The following is a 22,635-nucleotide window of genomic DNA, read 5'->3' as shown; positions in this document are numbered from 1 at the left end:
ACAACCCACTCGAACACGAACAAGGGCCTCGGTTGGCGCGCGGATTTTTCATCACCTTCGAAGGCGGCGAAGGCGCAGGCAAGTCGACACAGATCGAGCGGCTGGCCACAAAGATGCGCGCAAAGAAGTATGATGTCCTGCGCACGCGTGAACCGGGCGGCTCGCCGGGCGCCGAAGCGGTCCGGCATGTGCTGCTTTCGGGTGCCGCCGAACCGTTCGGGCCGAAGATGGAAGCGCTGCTCTTCGCTGCCGCGCGTTCCGACCATGTCGAGCAGGTCATCCGGCCGGCGGTCGAGCGCGGCTCCATCGTGCTTTGTGACCGCTTCCTGGATTCCTCGCGTGTCTATCAGGGCGTTACAGGCGGGATCGATCCGGCATTCATGGCCATGCTGGAACAGGTCGCCATCAACGGCATGATGCCCGACATGACGCTGATCTTCGATATCGACCCGGCCGAGGGCTTGAAGCGGGCGACATTGCGGCGTGGCAGCGATGCCGTCGCCGACCGCTTCGAAAAGGAGACGCTGGCTATCCACCAGGCCCGCCGCGAAGCGTTCCTGGCGATCGCGGCGGCAGAGCCGGAACGCTGCATCGTCGTCGACGCCTCCGCCGATCCGGACACGGTGGAGGATGTCGTCACGGCGACCGTGTTCGCGGCACTGGAGGCAAGGGCGCCCGAGCGCAACAGGCAGGTCGCACCGGTATGATCTTCGAACGCATCGCGCCGGAACAGCATGACACGCTGGACGGTGTGCCGGAACCTTCCGAAACGCCACGTCTGGTCGGGCACGGGCAGGCCGCCACCATGTTTGCCGCCGCCTATCGCGCGGGAAAGCTGCCGCACGCGCTGATCTTCGCTGGACCGGTCGGCATCGGCAAGGCGACGCTCGCCTTCCATCTTGCCCACCACCTTTTGAAGCATCCGGCCTTCGAGCAGGCGCCCGGCAACCTTGCGGTCCCCGATCCGGCCTCGCCGCTGTTTCGCCAAATCGCCACCGGTGCGCATCCGGGGGTGCTGCATCTTACCCGCCCCTTGAACGACAAGACCAAGAGCTTCAAAACCGTCGTCACCGTCGACGAAATCCGCAAGGTCAGCCGCTTTCTGTCGCTGACTTCGCATGACGGCAGCTACCGGGTGGTGATCGTCGACCCGGCCGACGACATGAATGCCAATGCGGCCAATGCCCTGCTGAAGAATCTCGAGGAGCCACCGGCACGGACCCTGTTCATTCTCATCGTCCATGCGCCGGGCAGTCTGCTGCCGACGATCCGTTCGCGCTGCCAGGTGGTGCGGCTGACACCGCTTGACGCCAACGAACTGATGGCGGTGCTGAAGACAGCGGAGCCGCCACCACCGGACGATCCGGTCGCGAGGGCCGCACTGGTCGAGCGGGCAGGGGGGAGCGCCCGCAGCGCAATCCTGTTGACGCAGTATGGCGGGCTGGAGATCGCGCAGACGCTCGATGGCCTGGTGGCGACGGGAAAGAGCGATATTGCCGGTGCCTACCGCCTGGCCGAGGCCCTCGCGGGCAAAGACCAGGCGATCCAGTTCGACATCTTCAACCGCCAGGCGTTGGACCTTCTGTCGGACGCGGCAAGCCAGGCGGCGCGGGCTGGCGATCTCAAGCGGGCCAAAACGCTCTCCGATACTTGGCACGAGGCCTTGGACGCCATATCTGAAACGGACACCTACAATCTCGACAAGAAGCAGCACGCCCTGACCATGATCGACCGCCTGAATTCTGCAATGCGAATGTGACGGCCTTTTTGGTGCATGCCGTTGGCCCCCCAAACAGGAGCCACTTTTGGGCGGCATGCATTGGTCTCGGGATGGCAATCGCCATTCCGATGCGATATCCACCGCCACAGCTTCCATTCAGACATTCATGACGGTTCATTCATGTCACGCGACACATTCTACATCACCACCGCCATTTCCTATCCGAACGGCAAGCCACATATCGGCCATGCCTATGAGCTGATCGCCACCGACGCGCTTGCCCGTTTTCAGCGGCTCGACGGCAAGCAGGTATTCTTCCTCACCGGCACCGACGAGCACGGCATCAAGATGCTGCAGACGGCAAAGAAGGAAGGCATTTCGGCGCGCGACCTGGCCGACCGCAACTCGGCCGAATTCAAGCGCATGGCGACCGCGCTCAACGCCTCGAACGACGATTTCATCCGCACCACCGAGGAGCGGCATTACGCGGCTTCGCAGGCGATCTGGAAGGCGATGGCCGCTAATGGCGACGTCTACAAGGGCGGCTATGCCGGCTGGTATTCGGTGCGCGACGAAGCCTATTATGGCGAGGAAGAGACCGAGGTCCGTCCCGACAATATTCGCTACGGGCCACAGGGAACGCCGGTCGAATGGGTCGAGGAAGAGAGCTATTTCTTTCGGTTGTCGGCCTATCAGGACAAGCTCGTCGCGCTTTATGAAAACCAACCCGACTTCATCGGTCCGGCCGAGCGCCGCAACGAGGTGATGAGCTTCGTCAAGTCGGGACTGAAGGACCTGTCGATCTCGCGCACCACATTCGACTGGGGCGTGCCGGTACCTGGCGATGAAAAGCACGTCATGTATGTCTGGGTCGACGCGCTGACCAACTACATTACCGGCGTCGGATATCCCGATGAAAAGGCTGACCATTGGCGGTTTTGGCCGGCTGATGCACACATCATCGGCAAGGACATTGTACGCTTCCACGCGGTCTATTGGCCCGCTTTCCTGATGTCGGCCGGCATCCCGCTGCCGAAGCGCGTCTTCGGCCACGGCTTCCTGTTCAACCGCGGCGAGAAGATGTCGAAATCGGTCGGCAACGTCATCGACCCGTTCACCATGATCGAGCATTACGGCCTCGACCAGGTGCGGTACTTCTTCCTGCGCGAGGTGCCGTTCGGGCAGGACGGCAGCTACAGCCATGAAGCGATCGTCAACCGTACCAATGCGGATCTGGCCAATGGTCTCGGCAATCTGGCACAGCGCTCGCTGTCAATGATCGCCAAGAATTGCGGCGGCGTGGTGCCGAAGCGCGGCGATCTGGCGGAATCCGACAAGGTGATCCTGGATCAGGCGGTCGACGCTCTCGCCACCGCGCGCAAGGCAATGGCCGAACAGGGCATCCATCTGGCACTGGCGGCGATCTTCGGCGTGGTTGCGGAAGCCGACCGGTATTTCGCCGGACAGGAACCCTGGGCGCTCAAGAAAACCAATCCCGAGCGCATGGAAACGGTGCTGTGGACGACGGCCGAAGTGGTGCGTCGCGTGGCGGTCATGTGCCAGCCCTTCGTTCCGGGCTCGGCCGCCAAGCTGCTCGACCTCCTGGCTGTGCCGGCGGACAATCGCGATTTCGTGCATGTCCACGCCGACCATGCACTTGTGTCCGGCACGGCGCTGCCAGCGCCAGAGGGCGTGTTTCCGCGTTATGTCGAACAGACGGACGCGAACGCCTGATGCTCGTCGACAGCCATTGTCATCTGGACTTTCCGGACTTCGCCGAGGAGCGGGCGGCCATTGTCGCCCGCGCCAAGGCGGCCGGTATCGGCCGAATGGTGACGATCTCCACGCGCGTGAAGCGGTTTCAGCAAGTCATTGAGATAGCAGAGACTTTCGACGAAGTCTATTGCTCGGTCGGCACCCATCCGCACAATGCTGCCGAGGAGCTCGACGTCACCACCGCCGACCTTGTCCGCCTCTCCACTCATCCGAAAGTGGTGGCGATCGGTGAAGCGGGGCTCGATTTCTTCTACGACAAGGCACCACGCGATGCGCAGGCGCAGGGCTTTCGCGCCCATATCGCCGCCGCCCGCGAGACCGGGCTGCCTCTCGTCATTCATTCGCGCGATGCCGACGACGATATGGCCGCCATTCTCGAGGACGAGACAGGGAAGGGCGCCTTCCCGTTCATCCTGCATTGTTTTTCGTCGGGACGGCGGCTCGCAGAGGTCGGCGTGTCGCTAGGCGGCTATGTGTCGTTCTCGGGCATCCTGACTTTCAAGAACTCGGTCGAATTGCGCGCCATCGCCGCCGATGTGCCGCACGACCGGCTGCTGGTCGAAACCGACGCGCCCTATCTGGCCCCGGTGCCGTTTCGCGGCAAGCGCAACGAGCCGGCCTATGTAGCGCAAACCGCCAAGGTGCTGGCCGAGACGATCGGCGTCAGCGAGGCTGAAATCGCAGCGTTGACCACCGACAATTTCTTTCGGCTGTTTGGAAAAATGCCACACCCGGACCAGCGGGCGCCCGAAGTATGAGCGACCGGCTGCGCCTCACCATTCTCGGCTGCGGGTCGTCGCCAGGCACGCCGCGCATCACCGGCGACTGGGGCAATTGCGACCCCGCCAATCCCAGGAACCGGCGCATGCGCACGGCCGCGCTTGTCGAGCGCATCGCCGCCAATGGCGGCCGCACCACGGTCGTCATCGACACCGGTCCGGATTTCCGCGAGCAGATGCTGATGGCTTCAGTCAGGCGCATCCATGGTGTGCTCTACACGCACCCGCATGCCGACCACATCCACGGCATCGACGATTTGCGCGGCTATGTGCAGGAGCAAGGGCATCGCATCGACATCCATGCCGACGAGCCGACCATGCTACGGCTGCGCCAAGCGTTCGGCTATTGCTTCGAGACGCCGCCAGGCAGTTCCTATCCGCCGATCGTCAACGCCCACCTCATCAATCATGCCAAGCCGGTTGTGATCGAAGGAGAGGGGGGTGCCCTCACCTTCGAGCCGCTGCCCCAGATCCATGGCGACATCATTTCGCTGGGTTTCCGTATTGGCGGGCTCGCCTACTGTCCCGATATCAGCGACTTTCCCAAGACCACCATCGAGCGGCTGGGAGACCTCGACATGCTGGTCATCGATGCGCTGCAGTACAAAACGCATCCAAGCCATCTTTCGCTTGGCCAGGCGCTGGACTGGATCAAGGCGCTTTCGCCTTGCAACGCCGTGCTGACGCACATGCACGTGCCGCTCGATTACACCGCCGTGATGACTGAGACGCCTGACAATGTCGAACCGGCCTACGATGGCATGGTGATCGAAATCCCTTGCGAGTCAGAACGATAGAGAGAGCAGCTCAGTCGGCTTTCAACCCGCCGTTCGAATGTTCGATCATGAGTTCGAGGTCGTAAAGTGCCGGCGTGGTGCTGTTCACGATGTTGCTCGTCAATGGCCGAAACCGCACAAATTCCCGGGCTGCGCCCCATGCGTTAGTTCCATAATCTATCTTATGCGGCTTTCGTCCGCAGCAGCAATTCAGTGTATTCGGCCTCGCAGCGGATTTCGAACGGCGCCCCCGATACAGACACGTCGATCGAGACAAACGCATCCGGTTTGGCGAACCGCCCGCACCCAACATATCATTGTAGATGACGCGGCGGTGCCGCGCGACGCTCACTGTGTGTTCCGATATCCGCGGCCGGATGGATCAGCGGAGCCTCCGCCGGTCGAGCAGGATGCGATGAATCTGGATGCGCTCCGGCAGCTCGATCAGGAACTCCGGATCGCGGTCGAGATGATGGACCTTGGTTGGCTCGCCCTTGGTGAAAGCCGTCATCGATTCGTGGTCGGGCCAGTACGAGATGGTGGTGAACCAGCTTTCCCCTTCGCGATCCTCGCGAAACAGCTGGACGCCCAGCGCGGTCTTCTCAAGCGGCGGAATGCCCTCGGCCCTCAAATAGACTTCGTAAGCGTCGCCCACATCAGGCCGGGTGCGGCCGCGCCAAATGCGCGCGACTGTCGGCGTTGTCGTCATCGATCTTTCTCCTTTGCACCTCTTCACAAACCTTGTGCTGAGCGATGGACGCGCGCGAGGAAGTCACGCACCAGCGGAAGCACGTCATCGAAATGGGTTTCCAGAAACCAGTGGCCGGCCCCCTCCACGAGATGGAGTTCTGCTCCCGGCAGGTCGCGTTTGTAGGCTCGGGCCGATGCGGCCGGCATGTAGCCATCTTCCGGCCCCCGGACGATGAGCGTCGGCGGCTGTCTTTCGCGCAAATAGGCCTGGTATCGCGGGAACCAGTCGAGATTCGCCTCCAGCTTCTCCATCAAGCCCACCGCCAGCCGCCGACGCAGCGGCGTATCCATGAGCGGCCAGTGGAGTTTCCATAGATCCGGTGGCATTCGCTCGGCCACGGCGTCAGCCACCTCACCGATAAACTCGTGCCGGAAACCCTCCTCGCTCACCGCCTCTTCCAGCGGACGATGCTTCTCAGGTGTTTTCTCGGTCCAATAGGCCTTGATAGCCGCATATTTCGGGCCGAGCACGTCTTCGTAGACGTGATCGGCGCCGTGGTCCGGCAGGCTTGAAACTCGACCTGAGATCGAATACGGCCCCTCTCCGGCCTGCAGGAAACTTTACCGAGGCCCCTGCTCCAGCCTGATCCGGTAACTCAGCGAACGCTTCGCGCCCGGCGCGATCAGCATCAGGCCGGGTTTGTCGGTGAACTCTCCGTCGAAATCCAGCGGGCTGGCCATGCCGTGCCAAGGCTCGATGCACAGGAACGGTGCGCCGCCGGATTTGGACCAGATGCCCAGTTCCTGAAATCCCTGCCATGAGACCTCGATCGCCGGACCAGTCTCGGCGCCGTAGCGAACGCTGTTGCTGGCCGGCCGGTCCAGGATCACTGCGTCTTCGTCGAACAGCCGTTCGGAGAGCTCGACGATATTGCCTCTGACAGGCGTCGGCTGCGGTGTTGCTGTGAGCAGGCCATCCTTCAGCCGGCGGATCGGTGTTGGCTCGTCATCGGAAAAGATCAGCCGATAATCCGTTTTGGCCAGATCCGGCAGCAGCGGCCAATTGAATGCCGGATGCGCCCCGATCGAGGTCGGCATCGGCTCGTCGCCGGAGTTGGTGACCTCCAATCCTATGTCGAGTTGCCCCTCGTCCAGTGTATAGGTCACGGCCAGGCGAAATGCGAACGGGTAATGGGTTCGGGTTTCCGCGTCATCGGTGAGCACCAGCGTACAGGATCGAGGCCCCCTCTCCGCCCACATAAACGGCTTGTCGCGGGCGAAGCCGTGCTGCGTCATCGGATAGGTCTGACCGCGATGGCGCAGTTGATCGCCCTTCAGCCGGCCGACGATCGGAAACAGCAGTGGTGAATGGCGCCGCCAGGCCGGTCCGGCCTGCCACAGGAACTCGAATCCTTGCGTATCCCTTAGCGAAACCAGTTCGGCGCCTTGCTCGGCAATGGTCGCCGATATGCCGTCGCCATGAAGCGTCAGGCTGACCTGTTCCATATGTCCTCGCGGTCCGTCTGGTGTGGCCGGCAGGCTAGCAAATGGCCAGGAGTGAACTCAAGGCGGCGGACGCAGCATTTCACACAGTCGCGATGAACTTCGATGGCGCCACGGGCCGGGCGCGGTCTCAGATGAAAAAGTGGCCGGAGGTTTCCCTCCGGCCACGGCAAGATGCCAGCTGTTTCCTGCTACGGTTCGGATTATTCCCGCTCGCCGGTGAAATTCAGCAGCAACTGGAAGATGTTGATGAAGTTCAGATAGAGCGAGAACGCGCCGAAGACGGCGAGCTTCTGCCGCGACTCCGCATCGAAATTCTCCGCATACTGCTCCTTGATCGTCTGCGTGTCCCAGGCGGTCAGGCCGATGAACACGGCGATGCCGATCACCGAGATGGCGAACTGCAGCGCGGTCGAGCCGAGGAAGATGTTGACGATGCTGGCGATCATCACGCCGATCAGGCCCATGATCAGGAAGGACGAGAACTGGGTCAGGTCGCGCTTTGTCGTGTAGCCATAGAGGCTGGTGGCACCGAACATGGTCGCGGCGATGAAGAAGGTGCGCGCGATGCTGGTTCCGGTGAAGACCAGGAACACCGAGGCCAGCGACAGGCCCATGACGGCACAGAAGGCCCAGAACATTGCCTGCGCGCTTGCCGCCGACATGGTCTGCATCTTGAACGAGAACAGGAGCACGAAGGCGAGCGGCGCCAGCATCACCACCCATTTCAGCGGGCTGGAAAAGATCGGCACATAGAGAGCCGGCGTCGACGACACCAGCAAGGCGATAAGGCCCGTAACCACCAGGCCGAGGCCCATATAATTGTAGACGCGCAGCATGTGCTGGCGCAGGCCCTCGTCATAGACGGCTCCGGTCCGGACGCCCGCGCCCACGCGGTATCCAAGATTGGGCGTATCCATTTTGAGGTCTCCTTTGTGGATGGGTCAGTAAAGCGTTCTGGCGAGCGTTTCGGCGGCGCGGTCGAGATCATGAACCCCGCTCTTCGCGACAACCGCATAGGCGACATCGCCGACCTGGAAATAGGCCGAGGAGATATCGCCCGAGGGCGCGACGGTCGGTTTGACCACATCGAAAGTGCCCGGCCGGATCGCAAACAGCGACACCAGGCCCATCTCCTTCGTTTCAACCGCGATCTCGACGCTCGGGCCGAAGCGCGACGGATAGATCTGCACGTCGCGGACCTTCCAGTCCTTCGGCAGCGACGGCATGACGATGGCGGTGGCGGCGCGGATCTCGCCGGCGTTGTAATTGGGCGCCTCGGCCTGCGAGGGCATGTTTTCGCGCAGCAACGTCGTCCTGTGTGCCTGGACAGCCTCGTCGACATAGGCGGGCGGCTGCGGCGAAGCGACGACCTTTGTCACCGACATCGGCCCGACGATACCGTTGGCGAGCCAGCCGGCGGCAACGAAGGCGGCGACGGCCGCGGCGCGTTGCAGCACGCCGAAGATGCGACCCCGGCCAAGTCCCCTCTCTAGCCGCCGCGCCGCATCGGCCGTCGCCGGCCGCGCCATGCCCTCGGAGCCGGCCAGCGCCACGCGCAGTTCGTCGCGGGTGCGCAGATCAGACATCACGCGCGCGGCCGCCTCCGGACGCGCGGACAGGAAAGCCTCGACCTCGATGCGGCGGGCGACATCAAGCTGGTCGTCGACATAGGCGTCGAGATCGGCGTCCGTAACCGGGTCGACAAGAGCGGTCATGAGTCACCTCCAACGATCCTGAGATGATTTTGGCCCCGCGCTGGAGCTTCTTCCATCTGGCGCAAGGCCGCGCGCGCCCGGCCGATACGCGACATCAGCGTGCCCAGCGGCACGCCACTGGCGTTGGCGGCCTGCTGATAGGAGAGCCCCTCGATGGCGACCAGATGCAGCGCCGAGCGCTGCTCTTCCGGCAGGCTGAAAAAGGCTTCGCGCACCTGCGCCAGGCGCACGGAATGTTCCTGCGGCGCCGGCGTGCTGCCGTCGGCCAGATATCCGGCTTGTTCGAGACGTGCCGCTTCCGAGCGGCGCGAACGCATGCGGTCGATGAAGGTGTTGTGGACGATCGACAGCAGCCATGCCCGCAGGTTTCCGCCGGAGCGGAAGGTGCCGCGCCGCTCATAGGCGCGCACCAGCGCGTCATGCACGAGATCCTCGGCCTCGACGCCTTCGCGCGTCAGCGAGCGTGCGTAGCGCCGCAGCGGCCCGAGCTGTCCTATGATGTCAAAGCGTGGCATCGACGGTTTCATGTCCTGTTTACGGAGCATGTGGGGGTTTTAATCCCGGGGGCCACTTTTCTTTGCTGGAGGATATCGCCGCGGCTCGCGTCTCAGCTCCCAAGCGGTTTTGCCGGTTTGAGAGCTGTTACGCCGCAGGCGCGCAGCATCCACCTGCGGCCATCGCTGCGAAAATCGGTGATGCTCAGCGGCTCGACGTCGATCTTCCAACTGGCGGCAAGCGGCGCGCTGAGAACATGCAGGATCGCGGTGCGGATGACGCTGGCGTGCGTCACAGCGATCGTGTGACCACGTTCGGCGATCAATCGATCCATCAATCCAGCGGCCCGTTGGGCAACGTCGGCCAGCGATTCACCACCATAGGGGGCCGCATTCGGATCCGTGCGCCAGGCGGCGATCTCGTCCGGCTGTAGCGCCTGCACCTCGTCGAAGCTCTTGCCTGCCCATCGACCGTAGTTCTGGTCTGCCAGCATCGGATCGACAGACGCATCCAGCGATAGCGCCTCCGCGGTCTGACAGGCGCGAAGCGCCGGCGCTGTCCACACACGGTCGGCCCGACGCAGCGTCCCGCGCACCGCCTTTGCCAATGTCAGCGACCGTGGCTCCAGCGGTTCATCCGAAGGAAACGATCCTTTCCGGATCGCCGCCGTGGCGCCGGCGCAGATCATGGTCAGACGGACGAGCATGGAGCATGCTTTCTCTGAAGTTTGTGGAAGCTGCAACAGGTGCCGCCTTTCGCGTCGGCGCACCGAAACCTCTGGTGAAACCTGGCCAATTTGCGTATCACTCCGCCGCGCCAATGGAACCATAATGATGTTCGAAGACCTGCAGCCAGCTCCCGCCGACAAAATTCTTGCGCTGATCGGCCTCTATCGCGCCGATCCACGCCCTGGCAAGGTCGACCTCGGCGTCGGCGTCTACAAGGATCGCGACGGCAAGACGCCGGTCATGCGCGCCGTGCGCGAGGCCGAGAAGTGGCTGCTGGAGGGACAGGATAGCAAGACCTATCTCGGCCTTGCCGGCGATACAGCTTTCAACACTGTGATGGCCAAGCTCGCCTTCGGTCCGGGTGCGGACCTGTCGCGCATCCGTGCGGCACAGGCGCCCGGCGGTTCCGGCGCGCTGCGGCTGGTAGCGGAATTGCTCAAGCGCACACGGTCGGACGCGACAGTCTGGGTCTCCGACCCGACCTGGCCGAACCATATGCCGGTGATGCGTGCCGCCGGCTTGCGGATTCGCGAATACCCCTATTTCGATGCGGCCTCGGGTGCGGTTCGTTTCGACGCCATGCTGGCGGCATTGCGGACGGCCGACAGCGGCGACGTGGTGCTGCTGCATGGCTGTTGCCACAACCCGACCGGCGCCAATCTGGATGCGGCTCAGTGGGAGGCCGTCACGGATCTGATGGTCGAGCGTGGCTTGCTGCCGTTTGTCGACATCGCCTATCAGGGCTTTGGTGACGGCCTCGAGGCCGACGCCCTCGGCTTGCGGCTGCTGGCCGCGAAAGTCCCGGAAATGGTCGTTGCGTCGAGCTGCTCGAAGAATTTCGCCGTCTACCGCGACCGTGTCGGCGCGGCGATGGTCCTGGCCAGGGACGGCGCGCAGGCAGACGTCGCGATGAGCCAGATGCTGTCGGCGGCGCGCGCTATGTATTCGATGCCGCCGGACCATGGCGCGGCCGCGGTGCGCATCGTGCTGGAAGACGCCACGCTGCGTGCCGACTGGGAAGCAGAGCTCGAAGAGATGCGCCTGCGTATGCTGAGGCTTAGGGTCGCGTTCGCCGAGGCGCTGCGCCGGCAATCCAACTCCGACCGTTTCGACTTCGTTGCCAGTCATCGCGGCATGTTCTCCCGGCTTGGCCTCACGGAAGCGCAGGTCGAACGGCTGCGCGCCGAGCACGCCGTCTACATGGTCGGCGACAGCCGCATCAACGTGGCCGGCCTGCCCGAGGACGGCATGGATGACCTCGCCAAGGCGATCGTTTCCGTGCTCGACTGACGAAGCGGATGCAGTGCAATTGTGGACAAGGTCCCCTCGCCGGCTGACAGCGTTGGCAGTGCGGCGGTTCGCGCTGTAGCATCCGCTACATGACGCCATCGAAAGACATTTCACGCCTGATCGAGATCATGGCGGCGTTGCGCGCGCCGAAGACCGGCTGCCCGTGGGACGTCGAGCAGAATTTCTCCACCATCGCCCCCTATACGATCGAAGAGGCCTATGAAGTGGCGGACGCCATCGCGCGCGGCGATCTCGACGACCTGCGCGACGAGCTTGGCGACCTCCTGCTGCAGGTCGTCTACCATGCCCAGATGGCGCAGGAGGCCGGTGAATTCGCGTTCCCTGACGTGGTCCAGGCCATCACCACCAAGATGATCCGCCGCCATCCGCACGTCTTTGGCGACGAGAAGGCTCGCAGCGCCGGCATGGCCAAGGGCATGTGGGAGAAGATCAAGGCGCAGGAGAAAGCCGAGAAGCGGCAAGCCCGCCTCGCGCGCGGCCTCGACCCGGAGGACAATGGCAAGGGATTCCTGGACAGTGTTCCGGTCGCGCTGCCCGCCTTGACGCGAGCCTTGAAGCTTCAGGAAAAGGCCGCCCGTGTCGGCTTCGACTGGAGCGAGGCTGCTCCTATCCTGGATAAAATCGAAGAAGAGATCGGGGAGCTGCGCGAGGCTCTGGCCAAGGGCGAAACGGCTGAGATCAAGGACGAGTTCGGCGACATGTTGTTTGCCGTCGTCAATCTCGGTCGTCACCTCAAGATCGATTCGGAGGCGGCGCTGAGCGGAACGAACGAAAAATTCCGCTCGCGCTTTCACTATGTCGAGCAGGCCCTGGAAAAATCAGGCGGCTCGCTAGAGGAAGCTACCCTGGAGGAAATGGAAGCGCTCTGGCAGGATGCAAAAACCGCGAAGTAAGCCTATAGCTCGGCAATCCCAGACAAAAGCCGCGATACACTTTCCCTGGAATTGCCGCGCCTTAGCCGTTGTTTTTGCGGCGCAACCGGCTTTCGATCTCTTCACGGGCGCTTTGCGTGGCCTGGAGCGAGATGGTGGCGCTGCCGTCGTCATTGTCGGTTCGCGAAACGACATCACCATTGCGGTAGAGCCAGTCGAGAAGCCCGAACTGGGCCGGCTCGATCGTCACCGTCAGATCTTGCAGCTCGCCGGCCATCCGCGTTTCGATGATCGCTTTCAGCGCATCGATGCCCTCGCCTGATACCGCCGATATTGCGATTGGCGGCTCCTTGCTGCCGTCGGCGCCGTCGGCGAGCAGCCGCTGCCTGTTGCCTTCGTCCAGCAGGTCGATCTTGTTCCAGACTTCGATCACGCGCTTGGTGTCGCTGGCGTCGACGCCGAGGTCGGCGAGGATGCGCTCGACATCCTCGGCCTGCGCCGCCGTGTCGGGATCGGAAATGTCGCGCAGATGGAGGACGAGATCGGCCTCGACCACCTCTTCCAAGGTCGCCCGGAAAGCCGCGATCAGATGCGTCGGCAGGTCCGAGATGAAGCCCACCGTGTCGGAAAGGATAATCGGCGTTCCATGCGGCAGGCGCACGCGGCGCAGTGTCGGATCAAGCGTGGCAAACAGCATGTCCTGCGCCAGCACCCCTGCTCCGGTCAGCTTGTTGAACAACGTCGACTTCCCGGCGTTGGTGTAGCCGACGATCGCCACCACTGGAAACGGCACCTTCTTGCGCTTGGCGCGATGCAGGTCGCGAGTGCGGCGCACGGTTTCCAGCTCATGCTTCAGCTTTATGATCTTTTCCTGCAACTGACGCCGATCGGATTCGATCTGCGTTTCACCGGGGCCGCCGAGGAAGCCGGCACCACCACGCTGACGCTCCAGGTGGGTCCAACTGCGCACTAGGCGGCCCTTCTGGTAGTTGAGATGGGCAAGCTCGACCTGCAGCGTGCCTTCCTTGGTGCGCGCCCGCTCGCCGAAGATCTCCAGGATCAACCCCGTGCGATCCAGCACCTTGGCGTTGAATTCCTTCTCGAGATTGCGCTGCTGCACCGGGGTCAGGGGATGGTCGACAATGACCACTTCCGCGTGACCCTCGTTCACGATTTGGCCGAACTCCTCGACCTTGCCGCTGCCGAGCAACGTCGCCGGACGTGGATCGTTGACGGTTACGACCGCCGTATGGATCAGATCGAGGTTGATGGCTCGGGCAAGGCCGACTGCTTCGTCATGGCGCGCCTCGGCCGAGCGCGTCAGCCGGGGACGGCTCGTGTCATCGTCATTACGCGGCTGGCGGGTAAGCACAGGCACAATGACAACGGCCCTGGTCGGACCTTTGGCTTCCGTCCCGGGATGATGCGCTGGTTTCCCGCGAACCGTGCCGTCCGCGTCCTTCTCACGTGCCAATCAGGCGCCCTGGCTTTCCTCGCCATCGAACATCTGAACCGGCTGGCTCGGCATGATCGTGGAAATGGCGTGCTTGTAGACGAGCTGGGAGTGGCCGTCGCGGCGCAACAGGACGCAGAAGTTGTCGAAGGAAGTGACCACGCCGGTCAGCTTCACGCCGTTGATAAGGAAGATGGTGAGCGGGTTCTTGCTCTTGCGAACTGAATTCAGGAACAGGTCCTGAAGGTTTTGCGATCGTTCCGCCATTGTTTTTGTCTTTCGCCGATCCCCTTCGGTTTGCAGCCAATGCGCCAAATTAACGGGCACATGTCAAGCGCGCAAACACCCTCTTGCCGTCAGTAACGACAAGCAGAACGAGATATATTGATGTTCATTCCACCTGTGCGGTTATCAGGCTGGACTTTTTTCCGCAATGTCAAAAAAGGCCTGCCGCAACGAAAGTGTTATTGAGCCGGGGTGCCCATTGGCTATGGGATCACCGTCGATGGTCACGATTGGCATGGCAATAGTCGTCGCCGAACTGATGAATGCTTCGCGAGCCGTCTTGGCCTCGGCAACGGAAAATCCACGCTCCTCGATCTTCAGGCCAAGTTTCGCCGCGACTTCGAACATGGTGGTGCGCGTGATTCCGCGCAGAATGCCATGTTCGGCCGGCCTGGTGACCAGAACCCCATCCCTGGTAACGATCCAGGCGTTCGACGAGCCACCTTCCTTGACGTTGCCATCCGTGTCCACGAACCAGGCTTCCTGAGCGCCGGCCTCCTTGGCCTTCTGCTTGGCCAATACATTGGGCAGCAGCCCGGTGCTCTTGATGTCGACACGGTCCCAGCGGTTCTCGGGTACGGTGATGACGGCGATACCAGTCTCAGCCCGTTTCGTGCCGGCGGCAGGATCCGCCTTCCTGGCGGTCACCACCAAGGCCGGCTTCGTGTCCGCCGCCGGAAAGACGAAATCGCGGCTGGCGACACCGCGCGTCACCTGAACATAGACCAGACCGTTGACGACACGATTACGGTTGACCACCTCGCGCAGGATCAGCGGCAACACATTGCGTGTCACCGGCCAGGTGATCGACAGTTCGGTCAGTGAGCGGTTCAGCCGGGCAAGGTGCCGCGGCATGTCGACGATGAAGCCGCGCGCCACCTCGCAGACCTCATAGACGCCATCGGCGAATTGATAGCCGCGATCCTCGATATGCACGGAAGCGTCGGCATGAGCGACGTAGCGCCCGTTGACATAGGCAATGCGCGGCATTGGCGACCCCTGGAAAATTCTCGGGCTTTCTTATGCGATTCCGCCGCCGCCGTAACCGGCAAATGCTTGGCCCAGGCGCGTCTGACGGACGCCGCGCGTCAGACGCCCAGCGACTTCAGCTTGCGATGCAAGGCGGAGCGCTCCATGCCGATGAACTCGGCCGTCTTCGAGATGTTGCCGCCGAACCGGTTGATCTGGGCGATCAAGTAGTCCTTTTCGAACTGCTCTCGTGCCTCGCGCAGGGGAAGCGCCATAATGTGCTGGTCCGACTGGTTGGGCGTGCGCGGCATGACATCGCCGATTTCGGACGGCAGCAGATCCGCGGTGATCGGCGCGTCGACGTCCTCGCCGCGCGCCAGGATCATCAGCCGCTCGACATTGTTGCGCAGCTGACGCACGTTGCCCGGCCAGTTGTGCGCCTGCAGCACGGCCAGCGCGTCGTCGCCGATACGCCGCGGCTTGATGCCGGCCTGGCGGGCGATCTGCTTCATGAAATTGTCGACGAGATAGGGAATGTCCTCGCGCCGCTCGGCCAGCCCCGGCACCATGACCGGAACCACGGCGAGACGGTGGTAAAGATCCTCGCGGAAGCGCCCGTCGGCGATCATCGCCTCCAAGTTCTGCGAGGTCGAGGAAATGATGCGGACATCGACCTTGACCCGCTTTGTGCCGCCCACCCGCTCGAACTGCTGTTCGACCAGAACGCGCAAAATCTTGTTCTGCGTCTCGCGCGGCATGTCGGCCACTTCGTCGATGTAAAGAATGCCGCGATGGGCTTCCTCCAGCGCTCCCACCTTGCGTTCGACCCCGTTCGATTCGGTGCCGAACAGTTCGATCTCCATGCGTTCGGGCGTGATGTTGGCGGCGCTCAGCGTCACGAAGGGCGCGCCCTTGCGGGTCGACAGCGTATGGATGGCGCGGGCCGCCAGTTCCTTGCCCGAGCCGGAGGGACCAATGATCATCACGCGGCTGTTGGTCGGCGCGACGCGCTCGATGGTCTGGCGCAACTGGCTCATCGCCGACGACATGCCGATCAGGTCGAAGGTCTCGCCGCTGCGCAGCTTGAGGTCGGAAACCTCGCGGCGCAATTTCGAGGTCTCGAGCGCACGTTCGGCAATGAGGATCAGCCTGTCGGCCTTGAATGGCTTCTCGATGAAGTCATACGCGCCGCGACGGATGGCGGAAACCGCAGTTTCGATGTTGCCGTGGCCTGAAATCATCACCACGGGCAGGTTCGGGTGCATGGTCTTGATCTCGTCCAGCAACGCCAATCCGTCCAGGCGCGAGCCTTGCAGCCAGATGTCCAGGAATATCAGCCTCGGCGCTCGATCGGCGATGGCCGCCAGTGCGCTGTCGGCATCGAATGCCGTGCGGGTTTCGTGACCCTCGTCGCTCAGGATGCCTGCGACGAGTTCCCGGATGTCTTCCTCGTCATCGACGATGAGAATATCAGACGCCATTATCGACCTTTTCAGTTTCTCTTTCGTGGTCCGCCCTGCTTTCGCCGCGCGGCAGCGCGGCGGCCGCGGGCGGCAGGATGACGCTGATCATCGCGCCGCGCCCGCCGTGGAAATCCGCAGGTGCATCATGGAGCTCCAGCCTGCCGCCATGGTCCTCCACGATCTTCTTGACGATAGCGAGACCAAGCCCGGTGCCCTTTTCACGTGTGGTCATATAAGGCTCCAGCAACCGTTGGCGATTCTCGCGCGGCAGGCCTTTGCCGTTGTCGATGACGTCGATGCGAATCGCGCCATTCTGACGCCCGGCTTGAATCCGGATTATGCCGTGCGAACCGTCCTTCTGTTCCAGTCCGTCGATCGCTTCGGCCGCATTCTTGATCACATTGCCGAAGGCCTGGGCCATCAACCGGCTGTCGAAAGTGCCCTTGAGCGGCTCATTGCCGAATATCCGCTCGAACGTGATATCGGCGCGGCTGACTTCGACCAGGAAGGAAGCTTCGCGCAGTGATTCGCGCAGGTCGATGGCCTTCATCTCGGGCTTTGGCATGCGCGCGAAAGCCGAGAACTCGTCGACCATGCGGCCGATGTCCTCCACCTGCCGGATGATGGTGTCGGTACACTGGTCGAAAACTTCGCGGTCTTCGGTGATGACCTTGCCATAGCGGCGCTTGATACGCTCGGCGGAAAGCTGGATCGGGGTCAGTGGATTCTTGATCTCGTGGGCAATGCGTCGCGCCACGTCGGCCCAGGCGGATGAACGCTGGGCCTGAACCAGATCAGTGATGTCATCCACCGTCACGACATAGGATTTTTCTTCAGAGCCGTCGTCGCCGGCCTCGATGGTGACTTGCACATTGAAGGTCCGCTCGGCGCCGGCGCGATAGAAAGTCACCTGCTCGCGGTAGACCGGCTTGCCGGACTTGCGTCCGATCTCGAAGACACGGCCGACATGCGGCAGGATCGCGGAAAGGTTTTGCCCAAGTGCCGCGCTGGCGGAAATGGCCAGCATCGATTCGGCAGACCGATTGACGATGGTGATGATGCCGTAAGGGTCGACGCCGATGACGCCGGCGGTGACGCCGGCAAGCACGGCTTCCGAAAAACGCCGCCTCTCGTCGATCAGGTCCTTCGCCGACAGGATCTCGTTGCGCTGTGATTTGAGCTCCAGCAGCATCTTGTTGAAGGTATCGCCGAGCGAGGCGACATCGCCATCGGACGGCCGCACCGGCACCGCGACATCGAGATTGCCGGTCGCGACTTCATCGGCGGCGCCGATCAGCTGACGGATTGGCCGCACCAGTCGGTCGGCGACGGCTATGCCGGTCCAGATCGCCGACAGGATAATGATCAGGGTCAACGACAGGTAGGGCAGCGCAAATGCCACTTGCGAGGTGCGCCTGTTGTCCTCGAGATTGCGATACTCGTCGGTGTTGGACCTGACGATCTGCCGCGCCTTGATCACCTCTGGGTCGACCAGACGGATGGTGTAGAGATAGAGGCCCTCGATCTCACGCAACTTGACGATGGCGCCCATGATGTTGCGCGTGCGCGGCTCGATCAGGACCGGCTTGCCGTCGGTGGCAGTGGCAACCGCGCCTTCCGGCGGTTCCGGCATGGCGAAATCGGCATCGGTCTTGGCGCTCATGACGAAGGAGCCGTCGGGCTTGATCAGCGCGGCGTGCGCCAGCGAGCGGCCTACGGCTTCCTTGTTCATGAGATCGAGAAAGCCGGTGCGATCGAGGCCATAAAGCGAGCGGGAGGCATCGAGATCGTAGGCCATCGACAATGTCGTGCCCTGCAGGTTGCGCGCGTTCTCCTGCACATAGGCGTCGGCGATCGAGAGTGAAGAATTGACGATTGTCTTGGTGCGAATCTCAAACCAGCGATCAAGGCCGATATCGAGTGTGATCGAGGCGATGATCGCCACCATGATGGCGGGAATGGCGGCAACCAGCGCGAACATGGCAACGATGCGCACATGCAGGCGCGAAGCCGCCTTGCCATGGCGGCGGGCCATGACGATGCGATGCACCTCGCGCCCGACCAGCGCAATCAGGAAGACCACGAAGGCGGCGTTGAGTGCGATCAGCGCCCATGTTGCCTTGGCGTCCGGCGCAATCGGCGTCGCTCCGACCAGTATGGCGAACGAAATAGCCGCCATGGCCAGGGCGCCGACGACTGCGATCACGCCGGGCAGCGCCAGCAGCCGGCGTCCGTCGCGCGCGCCGGGTTCGCTGAAAAGCGGTTGGTTGAGTACAGGTGTCTGCCGAGCCATGTCGCCGTGTAGAGCCAGTGATTGCATCCGATCTATGCAACGCATTGTGGCGATTATGCAACAAGTGTGACGGCGACGGGACTCTTTCCCCGTTCGGTCCCCTGAAAAGATCGTGTGCCCGGCGCCGGCTCAGGTCTGGCGGGATGACTTGTAGACGTTGACGCCCAATTCGCGAATCTTCTTGCGCAAGGTGTTGCGGTTGAGGCCCAAGAGCTCCGCGGCCTTGATCTGGTTGCCGCGGGTTGCCGTCATCGAAGCCAGCACCAACGGATATTCGACTTCGGACAGAATGCGCTCGTAGAGACCGGCGGGCGGCAATTCGCCCGCGAAGGAGGCGAAATAGCGCTGCAGGAAGTGCTCCACTGCCTGGCCAATGGAAAGATCGTCGGGAATGAGGTTGCCGGCGCCTGGTACCACCGGGCGCTCACCTGTCTTGAGCTCCGCCTCGATGATCTCGGCGGAAATCTCGTCCTGCGAATAAAGCGCGGCAAGCCTGCGAACGAGATTTTCCAGTTCGCGCACATTGCCTGGCCATGGATAGCGCTTCATCAGTTCGATGCCGCCGGAAGAGATACGCTTGGTCTGCAGCCCCTCCATTTCGCCAAGCTTGAAGAAATGGCGCACCAGATCGGGCACATCCTCGGAGCGCTCGCGCAGCGCCGGCAACCTGAGCGGCACGACGTTGAGGCGATAGAAAAGGTCTTCGCGGAAGAGGCCCTGGTTGATCAGCGTGCGCAGGTCCTTGTTGGTGGCAGCGACGATGCGCACATCGGTCTTGATCGGCGTGCGGCCGCCGACCGTCGTGTACTCGCCCTGCTGCAGGACGCGCAGCAGGCGCGTCTGCGCCTCCATCGGCATGTCGCCTATCTCGTCGAGGAACAGCGTGCCGCCCTCTGCCTGCTCGAAGCGGCCGGTCGAGCGGTTCTGCGCTCCGGTGAACGCGCCCTTCTCGTGGCCGAACAATTCCGATTCGATCAGGTCGCGCGGGATCGCCGCCATGTTGATGGCAACGAATGGACCGCCACGGCGGCGTCCATACTCATGCAGCGCGCGCGCCACCAGTTCCTTGCCGGTGCCCGATTCGCCCGAGATCATGACCGTCAGGTCGGTCTGCATCATGCGCGCCAGCATGCGGTAGATGTCCTGCATGGCGGCCGAACGGCCGACCAGCGGCATCGTCTCGGGCTGCTCTTCTTGCCGGGCATCGATCTTCGGCCGCCGGGGCTCGGATAGCGCGCGATTGACGATGTTGAGGAGTTCGGTCAGGTCGAAGGGCTTCGGCAGATATTCGTAGGCGCCCGTCTCGGAAGCGCGGATCGCCGTCATGAAGGTGTTCTGGGCGCTCATGACGATGACGGGCAGTTCCGGCCGCGCCTTCTTGATGCGCGGCAGCATGTCGAAAGCGTTCTCGTCCGGCATCACGACGTCGGTGATGACGAGGTCACCCTCGCCTGCCGCCACCCAACGCCACAGGGTCGAGGCGTTGGAGGTGACGCGCACCTCGTGACCGACACGCGACAGGGCCTGATTGAGTACGGTGCGGATCGCCGCATCGTCGTCGGCGACGAGAATATTGCCGCGAACCGTCATTTGCGGTCTCCTTCGCCGTCTTGATCGGCGCCCAGCGCCGTTTCTTTCCAGGCTGGCATCAGGACCCGGAACGTTGTCGCGCGCGGCGTCGAATCGCATTCGATGATGCCGCCATGTTCGCCGACGATCTTGGCCACCAGCGCCAGCCCAAGCCCCGAGCCGTTCGGCTTGGTGGTGATGAAGGGATCGAACAGGATCGGCAGGATATCTTCCGAGACGCCGGAACCATTGTCGCGCACGCAGAACTCCAGCGGCAGCGATACGCGGTCCTGCGTGCCCGGGACCGAAACCCGAATACCGGGCCGGAAGGCGGTGGACAGCACGATTTCGCCCTGCGGATCGCTGCCGATTGCCTCGGCGGCGTTCTTGATCAGGTTGAGGAACACCTGGATCAGCTGGTCGCGGTTGGCGAATACCGGAGGCAACGAAGGATCATAATCCTCCAATATCTTGATTTTCTTCGCGAAACCATTCTTTGCGATCGCTTTCACGTGATCGAGCACGACGTGGATGTTAACGGGATAGCGATCGATCGGCCGCTCGTCGGAAAACACCTCCATACGGTCGACCAGCGAGACGATGCGGTCCGTCTCGTCGGTGATCAGTCGCGTCAGCGCGCGATCCTCATCGGATGCGGACAGTTCGAGCAGCTGGGCAGCACCCCTGATACCGGAGAGCGGGTTCTTGATCTCATGCGCCAGCATCGCCGCCAGGCCGGTCACCGAGCGCGCGGCGCCGCGATGCGTCATCTGCCGGTCGATCTTGTCGGCCATCGACCGCTCCTGGAACATGACGACGACGGAGCCCGGAAATTCCGGTACCGGCGCGACATAGAGATCGACGACCTTTTCGATGCCGAGGCGCGGTGACGAGACGTCGACCCGATACTCGTTGACGGGCGCGCGGCGCTCGCGCACCTGGTCGACCAGCGTCAGCAACGGGCTGCCGAAGGGTATCAGCTTGGACAGGGTGTTGCGCGCCAGCATGGTCGCGCTGGAGCGAAAGAAATCCTCGGCATCGGCGTTGGCGAAGGTGATAAAGCCTTCCTCGCTGAGCATGATCACCGGGCGGCGGATCGTGTTCAGCACGATCTGGGCGGCATCGGCCATTTCGGTGCCCTGGCCAGCGGTGGCGGTCATGCGGCGCTCCGCAGGTTCAAGGTTTGCGGATCGCGCGAAAACACATCGCGCAGCAAGGTAATGACGCGAGCCGGCTCGAGTGCGGTCATTATCGCTTTTCTACTCTCGCCAGCGACACCGCCGGCATGTCGATCGAGATACCAGCCCAGATGCTTGCGCGCCTGCCGCAGGCCGCTCTCGATGCCGTAAAGCGCCAGTATGTCCTCGTAATGGGCGACGACATAGTCGGCGAGCCCTTGCGGGGTCTCGGGAATGCCGGATGAAAATGTCCCGCCGGCAGCCGCAGCGATGCTGCCGGCGACCCACGGCGCGCCATAATGGGCGCGGCCGACCATCACTGCGTCGGCGCCGGACTGTTCGAGAATGACCGAGGCTTCAGCCTGGGAGCAGACATCGCCATTGGCGACGACCGGGATGGAAACGGCCTCCTTGACGCGAGCGATGGCGCGCCAATCCGCCTTGCCCTGGTAGAACTGGCAGCGTGTACGACCGTGAACCGTGACCATCCTGACGCCCGCCTGCTCGGCACGGCGGGCCAGGACGGGAGCGTTAAGTGCGGCGTCGTCCCAACCCAGTCGCATCTTGACCGTCACCGGCACCTTGACGGCGGCGACAACGGCCTCGATCAGCGAGAGCGCGTGGTCGAGGTCCAGCATCAATGCCGAGCCGGCATAGCCACCGGTGACCTTCTTGGCCGGACAGCCCATATTGATGTCGATGATGTCGGCGCCCTCGCCGGCGGCGATCCGTGCGCCTTCAGCCATATGCCTGGCTTCGCGGCCGGCAAGCTGCACCATATGGACGGGCAGGCCGGAATGACGTATGCGCAGGTCGCAGCCGGCCCTGCCCTTGGCGAGTTCGCCGCTGGCCACCATTTCGGACACGACCAGACCGGCGCCATGCGTATGGGCGCGCTGTCTGAACGCCTCGTCCGTAATCCCGGACATCGGCGCGAGGAAGACGCGGTTGCGGATTCTCACGGCGCCGACGTCGAGAGGCGCGGCCAATCTGATCAAGTTAACCATGCACAAAAACCAAGCATGTCCATCCGTTGCACATTCTCTAGCCAGATCGA

Annotated in this window: 22 protein-coding genes; 7 read left to right on the top strand and 15 right to left on the bottom strand. The window is 62.9% G+C overall.

What is annotated here, in order from left to right:
* Positions 1–32: 32 nt before the first annotated feature.
* The 5 genes from tmk (at position 33) to FJ960_RS01780 (ending at position 5,072) form a co-directional block, all read left to right on the top strand.
* Positions 33–707, top strand: coding sequence for a dTMP kinase (tmk, locus tag FJ960_RS01800; protein WP_027142727.1), 675 nt, complete (start codon positions 33–35; stop codon positions 705–707).
* Positions 704–1,759: a DNA polymerase III subunit delta' gene (locus FJ960_RS01795; protein WP_140711539.1), complete on the top strand. Its 1,056-nt coding sequence runs from the start codon at positions 704–706 to the stop codon at positions 1,757–1,759. Before tmk ends, FJ960_RS01795 begins: the two co-directional genes overlap by 4 nt.
* A 141-nt stretch (positions 1,760–1,900) precedes the next feature.
* A complete protein-coding gene (gene metG / locus FJ960_RS01790) occupies positions 1,901–3,454 on the top strand; it encodes a methionine--tRNA ligase (RefSeq protein ID WP_140711538.1) in 1,554 nt (517 codons plus the stop codon).
* Positions 3,454–4,254, top strand: coding sequence for a TatD family hydrolase (locus tag FJ960_RS01785; protein WP_140711537.1), 801 nt, complete (start codon positions 3,454–3,456; stop codon positions 4,252–4,254). The genes metG and FJ960_RS01785 overlap by 1 nt, the downstream gene beginning before the upstream one ends.
* Complete coding sequence (locus tag FJ960_RS01780) at positions 4,251–5,072, top strand: MBL fold metallo-hydrolase (RefSeq protein WP_140711536.1); 822 nt, start codon at positions 4,251–4,253, stop codon at positions 5,070–5,072. Before FJ960_RS01785 ends, FJ960_RS01780 begins: the two co-directional genes overlap by 4 nt.
* Before the next feature lie 361 nt (positions 5,073–5,433).
* Here the strand turns inward: FJ960_RS01780 and FJ960_RS01775 are convergent, their stop codons facing one another.
* The 7 genes from FJ960_RS01775 to FJ960_RS01745 all read right to left on the bottom strand — a co-directional run bounded on the left by FJ960_RS01775 (position 5,434) and on the right by FJ960_RS01745 (position 10,163).
* Entirely contained in the window at positions 5,434–5,760 is a 327-nt protein-coding gene (locus FJ960_RS01775) for a hypothetical protein (RefSeq protein ID WP_140711535.1), read from the bottom strand.
* Positions 5,761–5,783: 23 nt separating this feature from the next.
* Positions 5,784–6,272: an alpha/beta hydrolase gene (locus FJ960_RS01770; RefSeq protein WP_246672587.1), complete on the bottom strand. Its 489-nt coding sequence runs from the start codon at positions 6,270–6,272 to the stop codon at positions 5,784–5,786.
* 90 nt (positions 6,273–6,362) lie between these two features.
* Complete coding sequence (locus tag FJ960_RS01765; RefSeq protein WP_140711534.1) at positions 6,363–7,247, bottom strand: aldose 1-epimerase family protein; 885 nt, start codon at positions 7,245–7,247, stop codon at positions 6,363–6,365.
* Positions 7,248–7,447: 200 nt separating this feature from the next.
* Positions 7,448–8,164, bottom strand: coding sequence for a Bax inhibitor-1/YccA family protein (locus tag FJ960_RS01760; RefSeq protein ID WP_140711533.1), 717 nt, complete (start codon positions 8,162–8,164; stop codon positions 7,448–7,450).
* 24 nt (positions 8,165–8,188) lie between these two features.
* Entirely contained in the window at positions 8,189–8,962 is a 774-nt protein-coding gene (locus FJ960_RS01755) for an anti-sigma factor (protein ID WP_140711532.1), read from the bottom strand.
* Positions 8,959–9,477 (bottom strand): sigma-70 family RNA polymerase sigma factor, encoded by a 519-nt coding sequence (locus FJ960_RS01750; protein WP_246672585.1) that lies wholly within the window; start codon positions 9,475–9,477, stop codon positions 8,959–8,961. The genes FJ960_RS01755 and FJ960_RS01750 overlap by 4 nt, the downstream gene beginning before the upstream one ends.
* A 92-nt stretch (positions 9,478–9,569) precedes the next feature.
* Positions 9,570–10,163 (bottom strand): histidine phosphatase family protein, encoded by a 594-nt coding sequence (locus tag FJ960_RS01745; protein ID WP_140711869.1) that lies wholly within the window; start codon positions 10,161–10,163, stop codon positions 9,570–9,572.
* A 127-nt stretch (positions 10,164–10,290) separates the two neighbouring features.
* Between FJ960_RS01745 and FJ960_RS01740 the strand changes: the two genes are divergently transcribed.
* Positions 10,291–11,475 carry an amino acid aminotransferase gene (locus FJ960_RS01740; protein WP_140711867.1) on the top strand — a complete coding sequence of 395 codons (1,185 nt, stop codon included), beginning with the start codon at positions 10,291–10,293 and terminating at the stop codon, positions 11,473–11,475.
* An 89-nt stretch (positions 11,476–11,564) separates the two neighbouring features.
* A complete protein-coding gene (mazG, locus tag FJ960_RS01735; RefSeq protein ID WP_140711530.1) occupies positions 11,565–12,389 on the top strand; it encodes a nucleoside triphosphate pyrophosphohydrolase in 825 nt (274 codons plus the stop codon).
* Between the two features lie 61 nt (positions 12,390–12,450).
* Here mazG and hflX read toward each other — a convergent pair whose 3' ends face one another.
* The 8 genes from hflX to dusB form a co-directional block, all read right to left on the bottom strand.
* The gene (gene hflX / locus FJ960_RS01730) at positions 12,451–13,842 is read right to left on the bottom strand and encodes a GTPase HflX (RefSeq protein WP_140711529.1); all 1,392 of its coding nucleotides are present in this window, start codon (positions 13,840–13,842) and stop codon (positions 12,451–12,453) included.
* Positions 13,843–14,088, bottom strand: coding sequence for an RNA chaperone Hfq (hfq, locus tag FJ960_RS01725; protein ID WP_006202172.1), 246 nt, complete (start codon positions 14,086–14,088; stop codon positions 13,843–13,845).
* Positions 14,089–14,232: 144 nt separating this feature from the next.
* Entirely contained in the window at positions 14,233–15,096 is an 864-nt protein-coding gene (locus FJ960_RS01720) for a D-amino-acid transaminase (protein WP_140505276.1), read from the bottom strand.
* A gap of 98 nt (positions 15,097–15,194) precedes the next feature.
* Positions 15,195–16,556, bottom strand: a complete 1,362-nt coding sequence (locus FJ960_RS01715) for a sigma-54 dependent transcriptional regulator (protein WP_027142744.1) — start codon at positions 16,554–16,556, stop codon at positions 15,195–15,197.
* Entirely contained in the window at positions 16,546–18,831 is a 2,286-nt protein-coding gene (locus FJ960_RS01710) for a PAS domain-containing sensor histidine kinase (RefSeq protein ID WP_181174125.1), read from the bottom strand. The genes FJ960_RS01715 and FJ960_RS01710 overlap by 11 nt, the downstream gene beginning before the upstream one ends.
* A gap of 129 nt (positions 18,832–18,960) precedes the next feature.
* Complete coding sequence (ntrC, locus tag FJ960_RS01705) at positions 18,961–20,421, bottom strand: nitrogen regulation protein NR(I) (RefSeq protein ID WP_027142746.1); 1,461 nt, start codon at positions 20,419–20,421, stop codon at positions 18,961–18,963.
* Complete coding sequence (locus FJ960_RS01700) at positions 20,418–21,560, bottom strand: nitrogen regulation protein NR(II) (RefSeq protein ID WP_027142747.1); 1,143 nt, start codon at positions 21,558–21,560, stop codon at positions 20,418–20,420. The genes ntrC and FJ960_RS01700 overlap by 4 nt, the downstream gene beginning before the upstream one ends.
* Entirely contained in the window at positions 21,557–22,585 is a 1,029-nt protein-coding gene (gene dusB, locus FJ960_RS01695; protein WP_140711528.1) for a tRNA dihydrouridine synthase DusB, read from the bottom strand. Before dusB ends, FJ960_RS01700 begins: the two co-directional genes overlap by 4 nt.
* Between the last annotated feature and the right edge of the window lie 50 nt (positions 22,586–22,635).

The organism is Mesorhizobium sp. B2-3-11 (genome assembly GCF_006442215.1).
Classification (GTDB): Bacteria; Pseudomonadota; Alphaproteobacteria; order Rhizobiales; family Rhizobiaceae; genus Mesorhizobium; species Mesorhizobium salmacidum.
Note: the sequence above shows the minus strand (reverse complement) of the source record. Positions and strands in the feature narration are given on the sequence as shown.

Coding starts and splice junctions, on each gene's coding strand:
- FJ960_RS01780 (WP_140711536.1), top strand. CDS start 4,251: ATGAGCGACCGGCTGCGCCTCACCATTCTCGGCTGCGGGTCGTCGCCA.
- metG (WP_140711538.1), top strand. CDS start 1,901: ATGTCACGCGACACATTCTACATCACCACCGCCATTTCCTATCCGAAC.
- FJ960_RS01775 (WP_140711535.1), bottom strand. CDS start 5,760: ATGACGACAACGCCGACAGTCGCGCGCATTTGGCGCGGCCGCACCCGG.
- FJ960_RS01700 (WP_027142747.1), bottom strand. CDS start 21,560: ATGACCGCCACCGCTGGCCAGGGCACCGAAATGGCCGATGCCGCCCAG.
- FJ960_RS01715 (WP_027142744.1), bottom strand. CDS start 16,556: ATGGCGTCTGATATTCTCATCGTCGATGACGAGGAAGACATCCGGGAA.
- FJ960_RS01740 (WP_140711867.1), top strand. CDS start 10,291: ATGTTCGAAGACCTGCAGCCAGCTCCCGCCGACAAAATTCTTGCGCTG.
- FJ960_RS01785 (WP_140711537.1), top strand. CDS start 3,454: ATGCTCGTCGACAGCCATTGTCATCTGGACTTTCCGGACTTCGCCGAG.
- FJ960_RS01795 (WP_140711539.1), top strand. CDS start 704: ATGATCTTCGAACGCATCGCGCCGGAACAGCATGACACGCTGGACGGT.
- ntrC (WP_027142746.1), bottom strand. CDS start 20,421: ATGACGGTTCGCGGCAATATTCTCGTCGCCGACGACGATGCGGCGATC.
- mazG (WP_140711530.1), top strand. CDS start 11,565: ATGACGCCATCGAAAGACATTTCACGCCTGATCGAGATCATGGCGGCG.
- FJ960_RS01720 (WP_140505276.1), bottom strand. CDS start 15,096: ATGCCGCGCATTGCCTATGTCAACGGGCGCTACGTCGCTCATGCCGAC.
- FJ960_RS01710 (WP_181174125.1), bottom strand. CDS start 18,831: ATGGCTCGGCAGACACCTGTACTCAACCAACCGCTTTTCAGCGAACCC.
- dusB (WP_140711528.1), bottom strand. CDS start 22,585: ATGGTTAACTTGATCAGATTGGCCGCGCCTCTCGACGTCGGCGCCGTG.
- FJ960_RS01745 (WP_140711869.1), bottom strand. CDS start 10,163: ATGCTCGTCCGTCTGACCATGATCTGCGCCGGCGCCACGGCGGCGATC.
- hfq (WP_006202172.1), bottom strand. CDS start 14,088: ATGGCGGAACGATCGCAAAACCTTCAGGACCTGTTCCTGAATTCAGTT.
- FJ960_RS01760 (WP_140711533.1), bottom strand. CDS start 8,164: ATGGATACGCCCAATCTTGGATACCGCGTGGGCGCGGGCGTCCGGACC.
- FJ960_RS01755 (WP_140711532.1), bottom strand. CDS start 8,962: ATGACCGCTCTTGTCGACCCGGTTACGGACGCCGATCTCGACGCCTAT.
- FJ960_RS01765 (WP_140711534.1), bottom strand. CDS start 7,247: ATGGAACAGGTCAGCCTGACGCTTCATGGCGACGGCATATCGGCGACC.
- FJ960_RS01750 (WP_246672585.1), bottom strand. CDS start 9,477: ATGCCACGCTTTGACATCATAGGACAGCTCGGGCCGCTGCGGCGCTAC.